General features: G+C 64.0%; 20 protein-coding genes. 12 read left to right on the top strand and 8 right to left on the bottom strand.

Annotated features, from left to right (window positions below; translation table 11 throughout):
- Window positions 1–842: 842 nt before the first annotated feature.
- The 8 genes from ACFC0B_RS19815 to ACFC0B_RS19780 form a co-directional block, all read right to left on the bottom strand.
- On the bottom strand, window positions 843–1,136 hold the full coding sequence (locus tag ACFC0B_RS19815) for a hypothetical protein (RefSeq protein WP_376087157.1): 294 nt from the start codon (window positions 1,134–1,136) through the stop codon (window positions 843–845).
- Window positions 1,133–1,336, bottom strand: coding sequence for a hypothetical protein (locus ACFC0B_RS19810; protein ID WP_376087155.1), 204 nt, complete (start codon window positions 1,334–1,336; stop codon window positions 1,133–1,135). The genes ACFC0B_RS19815 and ACFC0B_RS19810 overlap by 4 nt, the downstream gene beginning before the upstream one ends.
- On the bottom strand, window positions 1,336–1,596 hold the full coding sequence (locus ACFC0B_RS19805; protein ID WP_376087153.1) for a hypothetical protein: 261 nt from the start codon (window positions 1,594–1,596) through the stop codon (window positions 1,336–1,338). The genes ACFC0B_RS19810 and ACFC0B_RS19805 overlap by 1 nt, the downstream gene beginning before the upstream one ends.
- Window positions 1,597–1,832: 236 nt before the next feature.
- Window positions 1,833–2,054 carry a hypothetical protein gene (locus tag ACFC0B_RS19800; RefSeq protein ID WP_376087151.1) on the bottom strand — a complete coding sequence of 74 codons (222 nt, stop codon included), beginning with the start codon at window positions 2,052–2,054 and terminating at the stop codon, window positions 1,833–1,835.
- Window positions 2,054–2,908, bottom strand: coding sequence for a hypothetical protein (locus ACFC0B_RS19795; protein ID WP_376087149.1), 855 nt, complete (start codon window positions 2,906–2,908; stop codon window positions 2,054–2,056). Before ACFC0B_RS19795 ends, ACFC0B_RS19800 begins: the two co-directional genes overlap by 1 nt.
- A gap of 11 nt (window positions 2,909–2,919) precedes the next feature.
- Window positions 2,920–3,240, bottom strand: coding sequence for a hypothetical protein (locus ACFC0B_RS19790; protein WP_376087147.1), 321 nt, complete (start codon window positions 3,238–3,240; stop codon window positions 2,920–2,922).
- Window positions 3,241–3,770: 530 nt separating this feature from the next.
- Complete coding sequence (locus tag ACFC0B_RS19785; protein ID WP_376087145.1) at window positions 3,771–4,091, bottom strand: hypothetical protein; 321 nt, start codon at window positions 4,089–4,091, stop codon at window positions 3,771–3,773.
- A gap of 3 nt (window positions 4,092–4,094) precedes the next feature.
- The gene (locus tag ACFC0B_RS19780) at window positions 4,095–4,382 is read right to left on the bottom strand and encodes a hypothetical protein (RefSeq protein ID WP_376087143.1); all 288 of its coding nucleotides are present in this window, start codon (window positions 4,380–4,382) and stop codon (window positions 4,095–4,097) included.
- A 1,270-nt stretch (window positions 4,383–5,652) separates the two neighbouring features.
- Here ACFC0B_RS19780 and ACFC0B_RS19775 point away from each other — a divergent pair.
- From ACFC0B_RS19775 to ACFC0B_RS19720, 12 genes are all read left to right on the top strand, one after another.
- On the top strand, window positions 5,653–6,078 hold the full coding sequence (locus ACFC0B_RS19775; protein ID WP_376087141.1) for a hypothetical protein: 426 nt from the start codon (window positions 5,653–5,655) through the stop codon (window positions 6,076–6,078).
- Window positions 6,078–7,727: a terminase gene (locus tag ACFC0B_RS19770; protein ID WP_376087139.1), complete on the top strand. Its 1,650-nt coding sequence runs from the start codon at window positions 6,078–6,080 to the stop codon at window positions 7,725–7,727. Before ACFC0B_RS19775 ends, ACFC0B_RS19770 begins: the two co-directional genes overlap by 1 nt.
- Window positions 7,724–9,265 (top strand): phage portal protein, encoded by a 1,542-nt coding sequence (locus tag ACFC0B_RS19765; RefSeq protein ID WP_376087137.1) that lies wholly within the window; start codon window positions 7,724–7,726, stop codon window positions 9,263–9,265. The genes ACFC0B_RS19770 and ACFC0B_RS19765 overlap by 4 nt, the downstream gene beginning before the upstream one ends.
- Window positions 9,262–10,014 (top strand): hypothetical protein, encoded by a 753-nt coding sequence (locus tag ACFC0B_RS19760; RefSeq protein WP_376087135.1) that lies wholly within the window; start codon window positions 9,262–9,264, stop codon window positions 10,012–10,014. The genes ACFC0B_RS19765 and ACFC0B_RS19760 overlap by 4 nt, the downstream gene beginning before the upstream one ends.
- Before the next feature lie 44 nt (window positions 10,015–10,058).
- A complete protein-coding gene (locus tag ACFC0B_RS19755; RefSeq protein WP_376087133.1) occupies window positions 10,059–10,565 on the top strand; it encodes a hypothetical protein in 507 nt (168 codons plus the stop codon).
- A 68-nt stretch (window positions 10,566–10,633) separates the two neighbouring features.
- On the top strand, window positions 10,634–11,692 hold the full coding sequence (locus tag ACFC0B_RS19750; RefSeq protein ID WP_376087131.1) for a hypothetical protein: 1,059 nt from the start codon (window positions 10,634–10,636) through the stop codon (window positions 11,690–11,692).
- 17 nt (window positions 11,693–11,709) lie between these two features.
- Window positions 11,710–12,129 (top strand): hypothetical protein, encoded by a 420-nt coding sequence (locus ACFC0B_RS19745; RefSeq protein WP_376087129.1) that lies wholly within the window; start codon window positions 11,710–11,712, stop codon window positions 12,127–12,129.
- 29 nt (window positions 12,130–12,158) lie between these two features.
- Complete coding sequence (locus ACFC0B_RS19740) at window positions 12,159–12,479, top strand: hypothetical protein (protein WP_376087127.1); 321 nt, start codon at window positions 12,159–12,161, stop codon at window positions 12,477–12,479.
- Entirely contained in the window at window positions 12,466–12,786 is a 321-nt protein-coding gene (locus ACFC0B_RS19735) for a hypothetical protein (protein ID WP_376087125.1), read from the top strand. The genes ACFC0B_RS19740 and ACFC0B_RS19735 overlap by 14 nt, the downstream gene beginning before the upstream one ends.
- Window positions 12,783–13,187, top strand: a complete 405-nt coding sequence (locus ACFC0B_RS19730; protein ID WP_376087123.1) for a hypothetical protein — start codon at window positions 12,783–12,785, stop codon at window positions 13,185–13,187. The genes ACFC0B_RS19735 and ACFC0B_RS19730 overlap by 4 nt, the downstream gene beginning before the upstream one ends.
- A 66-nt stretch (window positions 13,188–13,253) precedes the next feature.
- Window positions 13,254–14,087, top strand: a complete 834-nt coding sequence (locus ACFC0B_RS19725) for a hypothetical protein (RefSeq protein ID WP_376087121.1) — start codon at window positions 13,254–13,256, stop codon at window positions 14,085–14,087.
- 83 nt (window positions 14,088–14,170) lie between these two features.
- Window positions 14,171–14,449, top strand: a complete 279-nt coding sequence (locus ACFC0B_RS19720; protein ID WP_376087119.1) for a hypothetical protein — start codon at window positions 14,171–14,173, stop codon at window positions 14,447–14,449.
- Window positions 14,450–14,516: the final 67 nt, after the last annotated feature.

Below are 14,516 nucleotides of genomic sequence, written 5' to 3'. Positions count from 1 at the left end.
GGGTGATCCGGCATCGGACGGAGCCCGCAAACCAGGCCCAAGAATGGCCAGAAACGGCCAAATACCGCCGGTAACACGGGTGCTTGGACTGGGAGACCGGCTAGGCGATTCGGGCGCTTCTATGGCCCTTCCAGGGCTTTTCGTGGGCGCCCCGCCAACACTTCCCGACCGGCTTGGAATCTGACGCGAACCGCCCGCCCGAAAGGCAGTCCAGGAAGGCCAGAAACGCCCCTCTCGCGGCCTGTCAGGATGCCCCTGGAGTGAGAGACCAGAGTGCGGGTCGAGAGCTTCCTAGGGTCCTTTATGGGCTTTCTCGGAGTCTGTGGCACGGGTCACATCTTTCTGTCGCTCGGGGAACGCAAAAGAGCCCCACGGGTACCCGGTAATTCGGGTCACCCATGGGGCTCAATGAGTCTGTCTTTTAAGTCCCGTCTCTTGGACTGAAGAATTCCGCCGCTAGGCGTTTCGCATGCCCGGCATTCTCGGCATAGCGATATTTCGGGTGATCCATCTTCGTGATGCTGTCACCGAAGATGAGCCACAGTCGTTTCGTGTAGCGGTTCCATTGAACCGCGATGCGGTCGCTGTTCGGGTCGGGGAAAGTGACGGTTGTCGGATTGGCGTACGCCTTCAGATTCAAGCCTTTCGCCGAACCGGTCGCAGAGTCTTTTCCTCTTCATCGCGGGGCCGCTTCCCGCATTCGTCGGTGTCGCAATACGGGGTGGACAGGAACCGCTTGTCTCCGTAGCGCTCCCAGTCTTCCCAGACCGTTGCCAGGTTCTCACATCCGAACCGGTGGCATATCGGATTGCCCTTGACGTCGTACGTCGTGATGCTGGAAATCACGCCTCTACCGCCTTTCGCTCAATCACGACGGCCGGAAGCTCATTCCGGTAGTCCGCCACTTTGATGTATCCGCCTTCCGTGACGGACATCGTGTAATCCGGGTTGTCGTCCCGCGTGATCGGTCGTGCCTCCGGCTGGACATAGACACAGATTCGGGGATGACTCCCCTTGGCGATTTCGTGCCACCGCCGGGCCGCTGTGAATACGACTTCCAGTCGGTCAAGGTGAACGAAGGTGTTCACCTCTTCCACCTTGCAAGTGCTGTCCACGTACTCAACCGCGTAGGTCATTCCGCCACGTCCGCCCATTCGATCCACTCCGCCCTAACGTCTTCCACTAGACCGGCCCCGGGGACCTTGACGGCAATTTTGGAACCGATCCCGATCACCCAACCGGTTCCGGCCGGGCCGTCCGGCACGTTGAATCGGACTTCCAGAGCCACGCTCGAACCGCGATGAGCCGCCCGAAGCAATCCGATGCTGTAGGTCATCATGCCGCCTTGTACTCGAATCGGACCGGACCGGAAGCGTCATTGCAGTCCGTGATTTCAGTACCAGCGGGCACCGAAACCATCATGGTGGTGAATGCTTCGTATTCACCATTAACGTAGTCCTCTGCAAAGGCCGTGACTGCCTCCCACAAGGAAATACCACCGATGTCCTTCGGTGCGCGCATGATCACCGTGAACGGGCTGGGAGTCTCGGACGTTCCACTGTCGCACCAGTCAATGCCGATGATGTAATCAACCACGGAACCAGTTCCTTCCGCCGTCTCCCCAGAAGATTCGCGCGATCTGATCATCCAAAGCCCCGTCATATGATTCCGACTCACATTCCTTGCAGATGATACGGAATCCAACTTCGCTGAAGTAGTGTATGGAAAGCTCAGGCTTTCCATCCTCACCACGGGAGAGATCAAGCCAGCATTCCGCCCCCACTTCCAATGTCCCATCACACCCCAGCGTGGTGCACTGGAAATCGTCGGTTTCAGCTACCGGCGCGGTTGAAGTAGTCAAAGTACTCAGCTCCATTCTTAAGGCCCGTCACAGCGTCACCGATCACCGGTTCCGTCTCATGGACGAAGTACTTGCGCCGATTCCCCTGGAGTTGCATTTCCACCCATCGGTATGCCTCATCCTCGGAATCGGCCACCACCGGCACCACGTAGACCCGAATAATGTCTACGGGAACCCAATACGTTTCAGACATCACGCCACCATTTCGAAAAGCTCAAGCTGACCGGGAACCTCGATACGCGGGGAAGGCATTGCATCCGTGTGACGCTTCCCGCTGTCACACTGGCATTCCAGATTGTTGGCGAGTTCCTGCGCCAGCCCGGAGCAGAATCCACGGAACGAGTCGGCCACCGTGCCGGAGCACTCCGAGCACTCCCCCGAAAGCGCCACGCAATCCAGGCAAAGGATTGGCACGAGACTGGAAGACGGAATCCACTCGTCACAGTCGGCGCACTGCCGGTAATCCATCTTCTCAACGACCTTTTGCACATCCCAGCATGAGCAGTCGTCACAGTCACTCTCTCCGGCATCGTGCAATGCCTGGAGAATGTCCGACGGTTCCACGCCTTCCGGGAACGTGTAGTCGCTTTCCAGTCGGTCTATGGCGTAGTCGTACTCAAGCTCACTCATGCGGGAGTCATCCAAGCACGGGTAATGAGCTAGGGACGCTTCCAGACCCTCTACCGCTTCCCGTGCTTCCGGGCACGAGTAGTCGTAAGCAATCTTGCCGTTCCAGAAAACGTACGTAGGTCGGCCGACCTTTTCGTCTACGTCATCCAATGCGGCCAACACGGTTTCACAGTTGGCGACGCTCATTGCATGCTCGCAGAAATGGCCGTAGTAGGAATCGCTTTCGCTAGTCCAGGCCATCGCATCCCCGCCCGGCTCGAAGACCAGGGCAAAGCCTTTCCATTCCTGCAATTCCGCCGTATCCGTCGCATGCCAAAGACGGATTCGGAAGTTGCTTTCGATGTGCTTGACCGTCTGCTCACTGCTGATGATTCGGGGAGCAAGCTGGACGTAGTCCTTGTAAAGGCTGACAGTCATTGTGAAACCTCTCAGACGGCCTGGAAGACGTACCCGGATCGGGTCATGTGGTGGTGGCATGAGAAGTCCACCATGTTGATTACAGGACTCCACCCTAGGTTTCCCTCGAATGCGGCCCGATAGATCGGGTCCGTCTCAAGGGTGTGCCGGTGTGCGAAATCCTCGAACGTCTCGTCCGGCGTGGCCTGCCCGACGAATGCCGACTCGAATTGCTTCGCCGCCAAGTCGGCATCACCGACGTAGGCCGTGTACTCCGTGAAGGCGTCCAGCATTCCCGGGCCGATCCCGTGCGCTTCGGCAGCTTGCAGGAGGACCGATTTCATGGCTGCCATTCGGCATCCCTTCGTTGTATGTCAACCTTACAGCCAGCGAAAATCAGGCCGTGCAGCAGTCCGCGCAGTCCAGCGCGTGAATGTCAGCGAGTCGCCGGTAGAGCGACGCAAGGTATCGGTCCGACTCGACATAGGCCCGCCACAGGTCGGCCGAATAGCGCTTACCGGCAAACATTCGCTTCTGCGCTTTGCCCCGACTGCGGGCCCCGTTCTCAATGATGTACATCTTCGCGTCGCACATTTTTTGCTCTCCCGTTCCGCTCTCTCTTACGTTCTTAATCCTGTCGCACATCGCGTTGCATGTCAACCTAAGGCGATGTGATTGGGATCACCCGCACTCGCGGCAACGTGCCACATGGGCATTGAGCTTCCGCGCCATAGCACGGCGGGTCGCATAGGACGTAGAGAACAGGCTCTTAGCCGTACGGTCATCCGGCCGGTTGAGAGATGCTTCCATGTCCACGTTCGCAAACGTCGTGTAGCTGTCACGAAGGGTGGTAGCGCGGGTGCAGAGCTTCATTAGGAATGCCTCACTTGCCGTAGTTGCCGATGGAGAACGATCCGTCCTCATAGAACGTGATCGGGTCACCGCCATAGCCAAGTTCCATGCCATTGGCGGTATTCAGTGCCTTGTGGCACTTGTCGGGGCCCTTGTAGCACTCTTCCCCGACGAATGCGCCGATGTCGTAGAGCGCACTCATAATCCGGTCGTCAATGGGACCTAGCGCTTCGTCATCCAGGACGGCCGCCGGAGCGGTCGGCGCATCCTTCGGTGCGCTTGCGTAGGCACCCCAAGACACGGTCATTGCCACGACCATTCCGGCCGCCATCGTCAGCAGTCGCTTACCCATGCCCTACTTCCCTTCACGCCGGATCGAATGAGCCCATGCCGCAACAGCGTCATGCAGCTCATCCAGACTTTCGAGTCGGATCGGTTCCTCGACCTCCCGGGCCGACAGTTCGAAGTCAAGGCCGGTCGTCACGCGGACTCGGATGGTGCGGCACTCCCACATGCCCACCCGCCATCCATAGAGCCGACTTACACCCATGGAAAGGGCGTCATACATGACTTCCAGCCCCATGCCGGTCAGCTCAGTAGTTGCGCTCCGGAGTCTGTCCCATTGCGCTTTGTCCTCTCCCATTCGCCCCACTCCGTTCCCTCGTTCGTTCGTTGTGGCTAAACCTTCGCAATCCGCAGCGTTGCATGTCAACTCAATGGCATGTGATGCCGATCACACTACTAGGAGACTCCTTGTCCGGATGGTCAGAACGCCCGACCAATCGCCGATCCCAGCTGCCCGCCGATTGGCCGCTAAGGCGGGCGGTGGTGCTCCAAAGGGACGGCTACCAATGCCGAGCCATCCGTGCCGACACGGGGGCACCGTGCGGGGCCGTGGCAAACCAGGTGGACCACATCACCCCGGGGGGATCACACGGGGTGGACAACCTACGGGCCCTATGCGCACACCATCACGCATCCAAGACGGGGGGTGAAGGCGGGGGGAGAGTGCACAAGGGGATGCCCGGAAGGGGGCCCAGGAAGGGGGGCCGCAATGCCCGGCCCCCGGAGAGGCATCCAGGGCTGATGTGATGCCCATCACGCAATGGATGCACAGCTAGACCACTCACGCGCATTGAGTGCGTTGTGATGTGGATCTCATACATTCACTCATCATCACTCATTGCATTGCAATCATCACAACACATTGAGTGATCGACTCGCATCATCTCGAACCTTATGCGTGCATCATTGTCAATGGCATTCGAATGTGATTCACGTCATCATCATTCAACTACTCATTGTGCTTGCTCTGCTGCATTGAGAAACGAAAGTGCGTCTGATCTGCATTGATTCCATTCCGTGTCCGATCAGGCACTCTGGGCACCCTGGGGATACCCCCCTCGGGGGCTCTCTCGGGGACTGCTGCGGTTAGCGAAAACCTCGATGTACGGGTTCCGAAGTTCCGGCCGGCCACCTGCCTGACCTGGGAAAACTCCCGCCCTACGCGCGGGCGGGAGGCCGGCATCCCCTCTGTGGTGCACGTCACACTGGCCCGCGTGCCGAAATTCGGTTCAGTGCCCCCTCTCTCTGGGTGAGGGAAGGAGGGAGCGAAGCGACCGACCGACCGAGCCCTTCCCCTCCTTCCTTCCAAGGGCCCCTTCAAGGGGGCCCAACCTAGTTACTTAGTTACTTACTTAGGGGCCGCCCCGAAGCGGCCCTCCTCCCCTCCCAAAGGGTCTCCTCCTTTGGAGTCGGAGTCCCCAAAGGGTTCCCCGGTGCAGCTGCCGACGGTCCCCGCCGGCCTGGTCCTGGCCGCCGATGCGGCCAGCGCTAACCGAGTAACTAAGTAACTGGGCCGCTGCCCCTCAGAGCCCCCGGAGGCTCGTCCGTCGAGACCCCGGAGGTCCCCTGTGCCTGGTCCGCTGCCGAAGGCTGAGCGTCGCCGACGAAACGTCTCGCTCGCCGACGAGGCTGAGCTGGCGATCGAGTCGGCCGCGGTGGCTGCCCCGGACTTCGGGGACCTGTCCCGCCTCAAGCACAAGTCCCGTGAGTGGCTGGTCTCCGTCGTCACCTCCGCCCAGGCCGAGGTCTACCAGCCGTCCGACTGGCAGCGCGTTCGGGACGTGCTCCAGCTCCGCGAAGCGCTCAACAGCCTCGATGCCGGCGACCACTCGACCCGCCTGAAGTACGCCTCCGAGATCCGGCAGCTCGAAGGCACGCTCCTGATGACCCACAAGGAGCGCGTGAGTGCCGGCGTGAAGGTCCAGGCCGCCAAGGTCGAGCCCGCGAAGGCGGGCCCGGCCGATGACGCCGCGATCGTCGCGGGGGTCTTCTGATGGCCGTGCTCCAGGTCGGCAATCTGCCGGCCGTGAGCCCGCTCGATCAGGGCCATTCGATGATGGTCGGCCTCGCGCTGATCCGCTGGGCGGAAGAGCACCTGTACCACCCGGACGAGAACGACGAGGACGGCAATCCGCTCCCCTGGCGCTACACCACGGAGCAGAAGCGCCATCTCTTGCACTTCTACGCGACCGATCCGAACCGCTCGCACCGGTGGATCTACCGCCGCTCCATCTATCAGCGACTCAAGGGCTCCGGCAAGGGCCCGTTCTCCGGCGCCATGGCGCTTTCCGAAGCTCTCGGCCCCTGCCGGCCGGTCTACAACCGCACGTTTCGGACCTGGACGGTCCAGCGCAACGAAGCCGCGTGGGTGCAGCTTGCAGCGGTCTCCCTGGACCAGACTGCGAACGTCTTCAAGTCGCTCCGGGGGATGATCCGCGACCGGACCGAGATCGACGGCATTCCCGTCGATGCGGGCCTGACTCGCATCTACGCCGGGCCGAACAATGAGCGCCAAATCGCTCCCGTCACCTCCGAGTCGAAGACCCTCGAAGGCGCGCGGCCGACGTTCGTCATCTGCGACGAGCCTCACCTGTGGACTTCCTCCACGGGCGGACATCGCCTGATGGAAGTCATCAAGCGAAACCTGGCCAAGTCGAAGAACGGCGCCTCGCGCCTCATCATCACCACCAATGCTTTCCTTCCGGGTGAGGATTCCGTCCTTGAGCGGGAGTACGAGAGCTTCAAGGCGATGATGGAAGGCCGGTCCCGCACGACCGGCATCCTCTGGGACTCGATCGAGTCCAGCGACCCGGTTCCGGACCTCGGGGACGAGGCCGCGCTTCGCGCGGCACTGATCGACTGCCGAGGCGACTCGGTATGGCTCGACATCGACACCATCGTTGCCGAAATCTATGACGGAACGATCTCCGCTGAGCTGTCCCGCCGCTTCTTCCTCAATCAGATCGTCGCGGCCGGCGACTCCTGGCTGACTCATCAGGAGGTCGAGGCGGCTATCCGTGACCTGACGATCGAAGAAGGCCGCATCGTGGCCATCGGGTTCGACGGATCACGCTCGGACGACGCTACGGCGATCATTCTGTCCGACGTGGAGACGGGTCATTGCGAGGTGGCCGGCGTCTGGGAGAAGCCCGACGCCCCGGGCTTCGATGACTGGGAGGTTCCCCGTCACGAAGTCGATTCCGCGGTGCATGACCTCTTCCGCCGCTACCGCGTGGCCGCGATGTTCTGTGACCTCGCCTACTGGGAGTCCTACGTCGATCGGTGGGCCGACCAGCACCGGGAAAAGCTGTTCGTGAAGGGCTCCCCGCAGGGCGCGCTCTCCTTCGACATGCGGAAGTCCACGAAGGGCTTCACCGAAGAGTGCGAAATGACGCTAGCGGCCTTCCAGCTCGGTGACATCACCATCGGCCGGCACCCGGCCCTGGTCCGGCATCTGAAGAATGCCCGCCGCCGGGTGAATGAGTACGGAGTCCGGTTCGACAAGGAGTCGAAGGGCTCGAAGCACAAGGTCGATGCCGCGACCGCGCTCGTGATCGCCCGCCGGGCCCGACGTGTCGCGCTTGAGCGCGGCGTTCTGGAGAAGTGGAAGCGCCGTAGCGCGAAGCTCAGACTGACCTCTTGACCCTGGAAGGGGATTCATTGGCTCCCGCCCTCGGGGACAAGAAGAAGAACGACCTGAAGCAGGTTCTCGAAGCCTCGCTGAATCGCTTCAATGACGACTTCGTTCGTCTCTCCTACATCGAGTCGTACCTGAATGGCGACCAGGACCCGCCTTACATGCCGAAGGGTGCGAGCCGGGAGTATAAGGCCATCCTTGACCAGTCGTGCATGAACTTTCTGCCGCTGATCGTGGATGCCGTCGCCCAGCAGCTCTACGTGGAGGGGTACCGCAAGCCGGACTCCCCCGACGATGACAAGTGCTGGGAGTACTGGCGCCGGAACTCCCTGGACGCCTGGCAGCACTCCGCCCATCGGGATGCCCTGTCGTACGGGTACTCGTACATCACCGTGCTTCCCGGCGACAAGGCACCGGTCATCAAGCCTGTCTCCCCGCTGTCGATGGCGGCGCTCTACAACGACCCGATCCACGACGAATGGCCGCAGTGGGCGATGCAACACAGCATCGACTACAGCACCGGCAAGAAGCGTTCCCGGGTCAAGCTGCTCGATGACGAGAACGTGTACACGTACGTCGGCGACTACATCCACACCTTCACGAATCTCGACTCGTTCGAGCTGAAGGGGATCGAGAAGCACGGCCTTGGCGTCTGCCCCGTCGTGCGGATGCGGAACCGCCTCACCACTTCCCCGAACGTCCCCGTGCGGGGCGAGGTCGAGCCGCTGATCGTCACGCAGGACCGGATCAACTCCTACACGCTGTCCGAGTCGATGATCGTGCACTTCGCGTCGTGGAAGCAGAAGTGGATTGCGGGCATCGAGCTGCCCGAGGACTTCACCGATCCGGACACCGGGATCACCGTCAGCGCCGCGCCGGACGCGGCTGTGAATCGCCTGTGGTCCACGGAGGACCCGAGCACGAAGTTCGGCGAGTTCTCCGAAAGCGACGTGACGAAGGTGCTGGCCGCGATCGAGGCCACCGTGAAGAAGATGTCCAGCGTCAGCCAGGTGCCGCCGGTCTACCTGCTCGGCGACATCGTGCAGCTCTCAGCTGAGGCCCTGGCCGCCTCGGAGGCCGGCCTTCAGCGCAAGGTCCAGGAGAAGCGCACGATCTTCGGTGAGGCGTGGGCCCAGACGATGCGCCTGGCGGCCGTCGCCGATGACGGCAAGGGCGAGCTGGACGACCTGTTCGACAACCGGATCGTCTGGCGGGACACGGAGGCCCGGAGCCTCGCGTCCACGGTCGATGCCCTGGGCAAGCTCACGCAGATGCTTCAGGTCCCGCCGGAAGCCCTCTGGGAGCGCGTCCCCGGGGTGACCTCCTCGGACGTGGCGGCCTGGAAGGAACTGGCGAAGGAAGCCGATTCGCTGGGCAACATGCTCGGCATGCTCCAGGACCAGGCCGCCACTGCCGGCCAGGCCGCGGTGCCCTCCCAGAAGGGCCAGGACAACGCCAAGGCCGGCACCAACGTGCCGGGCAAGGCCAGCACCGCCAAGGCCGGGTACGGGACGCCTTCTGACCGGAAGGACTACCACCGTTGACGACCGTGGCCGACACCCTGTCGGCCGGGTACGCGGCTCAGCAGACCGCGATCCGGTCGGCAGCCGTCCGCGAGTTCGTGACCCTGTGGCAGCTCCTCAGCCCGGACGACCTGACGGCCGCCTTCCCCGGCTACCACTCGGCGATGCTCTCGTTCGTCAAGACCTACCGATCCGAGATGTCCGCGATCGGGAACCGGTACTACGCCGGCATGCGGGAGGCCGCCGAGGTGCCGGGCCTGTGGACGGCCGGCCCGCTCTCCCCGCTCGATGAGGAGCACTTCGTCAAGGCCCTGGCCCTGCGCGGGCCGCTCGCCATCAAGCAGGCCCTGGCGAAGGGCTGGAGCCTGGAACGGGCCCTCGCCAACGCCTTCGTCGTCTCGGCCGGCGTCGCCGCCGAGTTCATCCTGAACGGCGGCCGGGACCAGATCATCGACAACGCCAGGCGCGACAGTGCGGCGCGCGGAGTCGCCCGGATCGCCTCGCCGAGGGCCTGCGCCTTCTGCCTGATGCTGGCCTCGCGCGGCGCGGTCTACCGCTCCAAGCTGACGGCCGGCTTCAGGGCCCATCCGCACTGCCACTGCTACCCGAGGCCCGTCTTCGAGGGCGACAAGACCTCTTCGGTCACCGAGTGGGCCGAGGACGTGTACGCCGACTCGAAGGGCCGTGGCGGTGGCCACGCGGACGCCAAGCCGGAGAACGACCGGCTCAACCAGCTCCGCCGCGAGCTGTACGCCCAGCGCGGTGAGTAGGCCCGGTGCCCACTCCTCCATCTACCTGCCCCGGAGGCATCCCCATGTCCGAGAACACCCCCGTCGCCGAGACCGCCCAGACCGCCCCGGAGGCGGACGCGAAGGCCGGCGTCGAGTCCCTGCCCCAGTGGGCTCAGGACCAGCTTCGCAAGGCCCGCACGGAGGCGGCCGGCTACCGCGAGAAGCTGCGGGAGGCCGAACCGCTCGTCGCCCGTGCGAAGGAGCTGGAAGAGGCCGGCAAGTCCGAGGCCCAGCGGCTCACCGAGGCGCTTGAGGCGTCGAAGGCCGAGGCCGCCGCGCTGCGCCACCAGGTGACCCGCGCGGCCATCGTCCGCGAGGCCGGCCTGACTGACGACCTGGCGGAGTTCCTGGTCGGCGACGAGGCCGCGATGCGGGCCGCCGCCGCCAAGCTCTCCAAGCTCGCCACGGCCGCCAAGGGCGAGGCCCTGAAGGGTCAGCCGGTCGAGGCCCTGAAGAGTGCCGGCCAGGCGCCGGACGACCAGGGCGACGACTTCGACCCGGCAGCGCTCGCCGCCTCCATCTCCCTCTGATCTAACCCGACTTCGGGCCCCCGGCTTTCCGGGGGCCTTCGTCGTTCCACCAGAAAGCGCACCTCTTCGTGGCTAACACCCCTACCAACACGGTCGGCAAGAACAACGGCGTCATCGTCCAGAACGGCAAGCTCGCCGCGACCGGCCTGGCCCTGCTTCAGCGAGCCCTGATCCTCCCGGCGCTGTTCGACAAGCGCGGCGAGGGCGAGTTCAAGGGTGCGGTGAAGGACACCATCAACATCAAGCGCCCGACCGTGCTCAAGGCCAAGAGCAACAAGTTCCGCTCCAAGCAGGTGTACACCTTCGTCAACCAGCTCAACGAGTGGTCGATCCCCGTCACGCTGGACGACAACCTGTACACCACCGTCGCCCTGCCGGACGACTTCGCCACCATGGATCTCCAGTCCAAGGCCGAGCAGGTCATCGCCCCGCAGGTGCGCGCCATCGCGGAGGCATGGGAGAACTACGTCGCCGCGAAGATGAAGGCGTCCTTCTCGCCGGTCGGCGCGAGCGGTGTCACCACCATCACCGCCGCCGACGACTTCGAGGCCGGCAAGGGCATCCGCAACCTCATCACCAGGCTCCGCAAGCAGTTCAACGACGAGAACGTCAGCTCCAACGGCCGCTATCTCGTCGTCGGCTCCGAGGTCGAGCGCCTGCTTCTCAACGACCCGCACCTGACCAAGATGGACGAGTCCGGCACCACGACCGCGCTCCGCGAGGCCGTGATCGGCAAGCTCTACTCCTTCACCATCGTCAGCTCGAACGCGGTCGGCGAGAACGACATCTACGCCTTCGTGTCGTCGGCGCTCCAGCTCGTTTCGATGGCGCCGGTCAGCCCGCAGGGCGCTTCCTTCGCCTCCTCGCTGTCCGCCAACGGCGTGTCCCTGCGGTACATCCAGGACTACGACATCGAGACCACCACCGACCGGAGCCTGATCAACACCTACATCGGTTGCGGTGAGGTGAAGGACATCCCCGTCAAGGAGCTGGACAAGCTCTTCGACGCGGCCGGCAACTCGAAGAACGGCCTGGCGGCCGTCGAGGACATCGACCCGGCGACCCTGGCCAAGCAGATCCGCGGGCTCCAGACCAGCATCAAGGTCGTCGCCCCGGTCGCCAAGTAATCGACCAGGGAGGCCAGTTGGACACGCTTGCCTCTCGGGATGAGTTCCTGGCCCGTACCACCGTCCCGGTAACGGAGGCGGACGAGGTACGGGTTCGGGCGCTCCTCGAAGACGCGACCACCGTCATCCTGAGCTACCTCGGTCGGGATGTACTTCCGAATCCGCCGCGAGCGGTCCGACTGGTCTGCCTGTCGATGGCCCTGCGGGTCTACATGAACCCGCTCGGGATCACCTCGGAAACGGTCGGCGACACGTCGATGCGCCGCTCCGCCGCGAGCGTGGCCGGCATGACGCTGACCGACGCGGAGAAGACCATGCTCGACAAGGCCACCCGCCGATCCCCTCTGCGTTCGCACCGGATCGGGTCGGGCATCACGGACGAGGACCGCGCGTTCTGGGGCGGCCGGGTAGCCGCCGATCGGCGGTACTACCAGTGATCTCCCGGCACCAACTCACCGATTCTGTCGTGGTCTTGGAACCGTCGTGGTCCGCCGACCGGTACGGCAACAAGGTCCCGGTGTGGGACCGGCCGATCCGCCGGCCGTACGTCGGCCGGCTGTTCATGACGGCAAGCCGGGAAGAGGAGAAGTACCGGGACGCCGCCGTGGACGTGTTCACGCTGCTGCTCCCGCCTTCGGCGGTGATCACCCACCATGACCGGCTGCTCTGCGGCGGCCGGCGCTTCGAAGTCCTCTCGGTCCAGCCCCGGCGCCTGCTCGGCCGGCCGCATCACCTGACCGTCCGCCTCCGAGCCGTTGAAGGGTGGGACACCGATGGCCCGAGTTGAGGTCAACCGCTCCGAGTTTCAGCGTCTCGCCCAGGGCCCCGAGGCGTACGCCGTGCTGATGGTCAAGGCCCGCCAGGTCCTTGCCCGCGCTCAGGCCACCGCGCCACGCGACTCCGGCGACTACGCCAGCCGGTTCCACATCTCAGGCGGGAAGACCCGCGAGAACACCGCGATCGTGTACGTCGGCAACGACGATCCGGCCGCAGCCCACATCGAGTGGGGCACCCGCAAAGGCGGTTGGCGAAAGGGCCCGAGCAAGGCCCATCACACGATGTCCCGGGCCTTGGGATCGGTGGTCGAGGAGTGAAGCCGGTCATCTTCGGCGACGCCGAGGCCGCCACGATTCAGTTCCTCAAGGCCCACGTTCCGACGCCTTACACCTATTCCACCGACTTCCCCGAGTCGGAGTCGAAGACCCCTCACATCGTGGTGCGCCGGTACGGCGGGAACTACAAGCAACGGGCGATCGACTACGCCCGGTTCTCCATCGAGGCATGGTCAACCGATCGGGCTCTCGCTCAAGACGCCATCCAGGAGGTCATCGGATGGCTCCACGTCGCCAACCACAAGAACTATGTCTCGTTCGACGGCATCGTTCTGGCTCGGGTCTTCGTGGAGAGCGCCCCGCAGTACTTCCCCGACAAGGCCAGCGGCGAACACCGCTGGATCTCCACTGTCGCCGTGTACTGCCGCCCCAAGTCCGCCTGATCGTAAGCAATTCAGCCCCCGCGACCGCATGCCGGCCGGGGGCTTTCGCATCCCCAGAAAGACCACATGCCTGACTACACCTTCAATCCGGACGCCGTTCGCGTTGCGATCACCGGCAATGTCTTCTACAGCGAACTGTCTTTCGCCACGGTGAAGACAGCCGTCGAGGACGTGACGTTCGACCTGGGCGCCGACCCCCGGTTCAAGAGCCTCGGTGTGCTCTCCGAAGACGCACTGGAGTCGGACTTCTCCGACGAGACCGAGTCCACCGCTTCCTGGCAGTCCGGCAACGTTCGGACGCTGGTCAAGAGCCGCGAGGCAACCGTCAAGCTCGCCGCCCTCCAGACCAGCCGCGACGCCGTGTCCCTGTTCTACGGCCTGCGCCCGCAGGACATCCAGGGTGGCGTCTTCAACGTCCAGGCCGCCGTGGCCCGCCCGAGCATGGTCGTCGTCTTCGAGTTCAAGGACGGCAACCTCAAGGGCAGTTCGACCGAGCGCGTGTTCCGCATCGTGATGCCCCTCGCCCAGGTCTCCGAGGTCGAGAGCCCGAAGTTCACCTCCGGCGAGGCGATCACCTGGGGCATGACCTTCAGCGCCCTCGGTGGTGCGGCCGGCGCCTCCGGCGCACTGCTCAAGCTCGTCACCAACGACGAGGCGATGCAGTCCCGCAACGCGGTCTCCCTGTGGGCGGACGACCAGATCAGCACGGACGGCACGATCAGTGTCAGCGCCACCCCCGGCGCGACCATCACCGTGGGCGCGAAGTCCGTCACCGCCACGGCGGGCCCCGACAAGATCGCCTCCGGCCTGGTCAAGGGCCAGGTGGCGCGCGTCCTGGTCACCGCCACGAAGGCCGGCCTGGACGACGCCCGCCAGGCCGTCATCGTCGCCTTCCCGTAAGCCGCCCGGCATTCCCCTAACTCAGTAACTTAGTTACTGAGTTAGGCCCCCTCTCCCCCCGTTTTCGATCTCAGGAGATCACCATGGCCTACTCCCTCGATGAGCTGCGCGCCCGCCAGGCCGGCGCCGTCGCCGCCGACATCCCGTTCACGCTCGGCGCCGAGACCTTCCACATCCCGACCCCCGAGCGCTGGCCTGACGCCGTGCTCCTGGCGGGCAAGGACGCCGATGTCGTCGCCATGGGCAAGGCCCTGCTGGGCGGCCAGTACGAGCCGTTCATCGCGGCCGGCGGCCGATCCCTGGACCTCCCGCTGATCCTGGACGCCTACGCGGCCGAGCAGGGCGCGACCCTGGGGGAATAAGAGGGCTCGTTGAAGACCTCCGGGAGTACGAGGCCGACATCGACGCCGATTTCCTCGCCATCTACGG

The sequence above is a fragment of the Kitasatospora sp. NPDC056184 genome, from assembly GCF_042268405.1.
Taxonomy (GTDB): Bacteria; Actinomycetota; Actinomycetes; order Streptomycetales; family Streptomycetaceae; genus Kitasatospora.
Note: the sequence above shows the minus strand (reverse complement) of the source record. Positions and strands in the feature narration are given on the sequence as shown.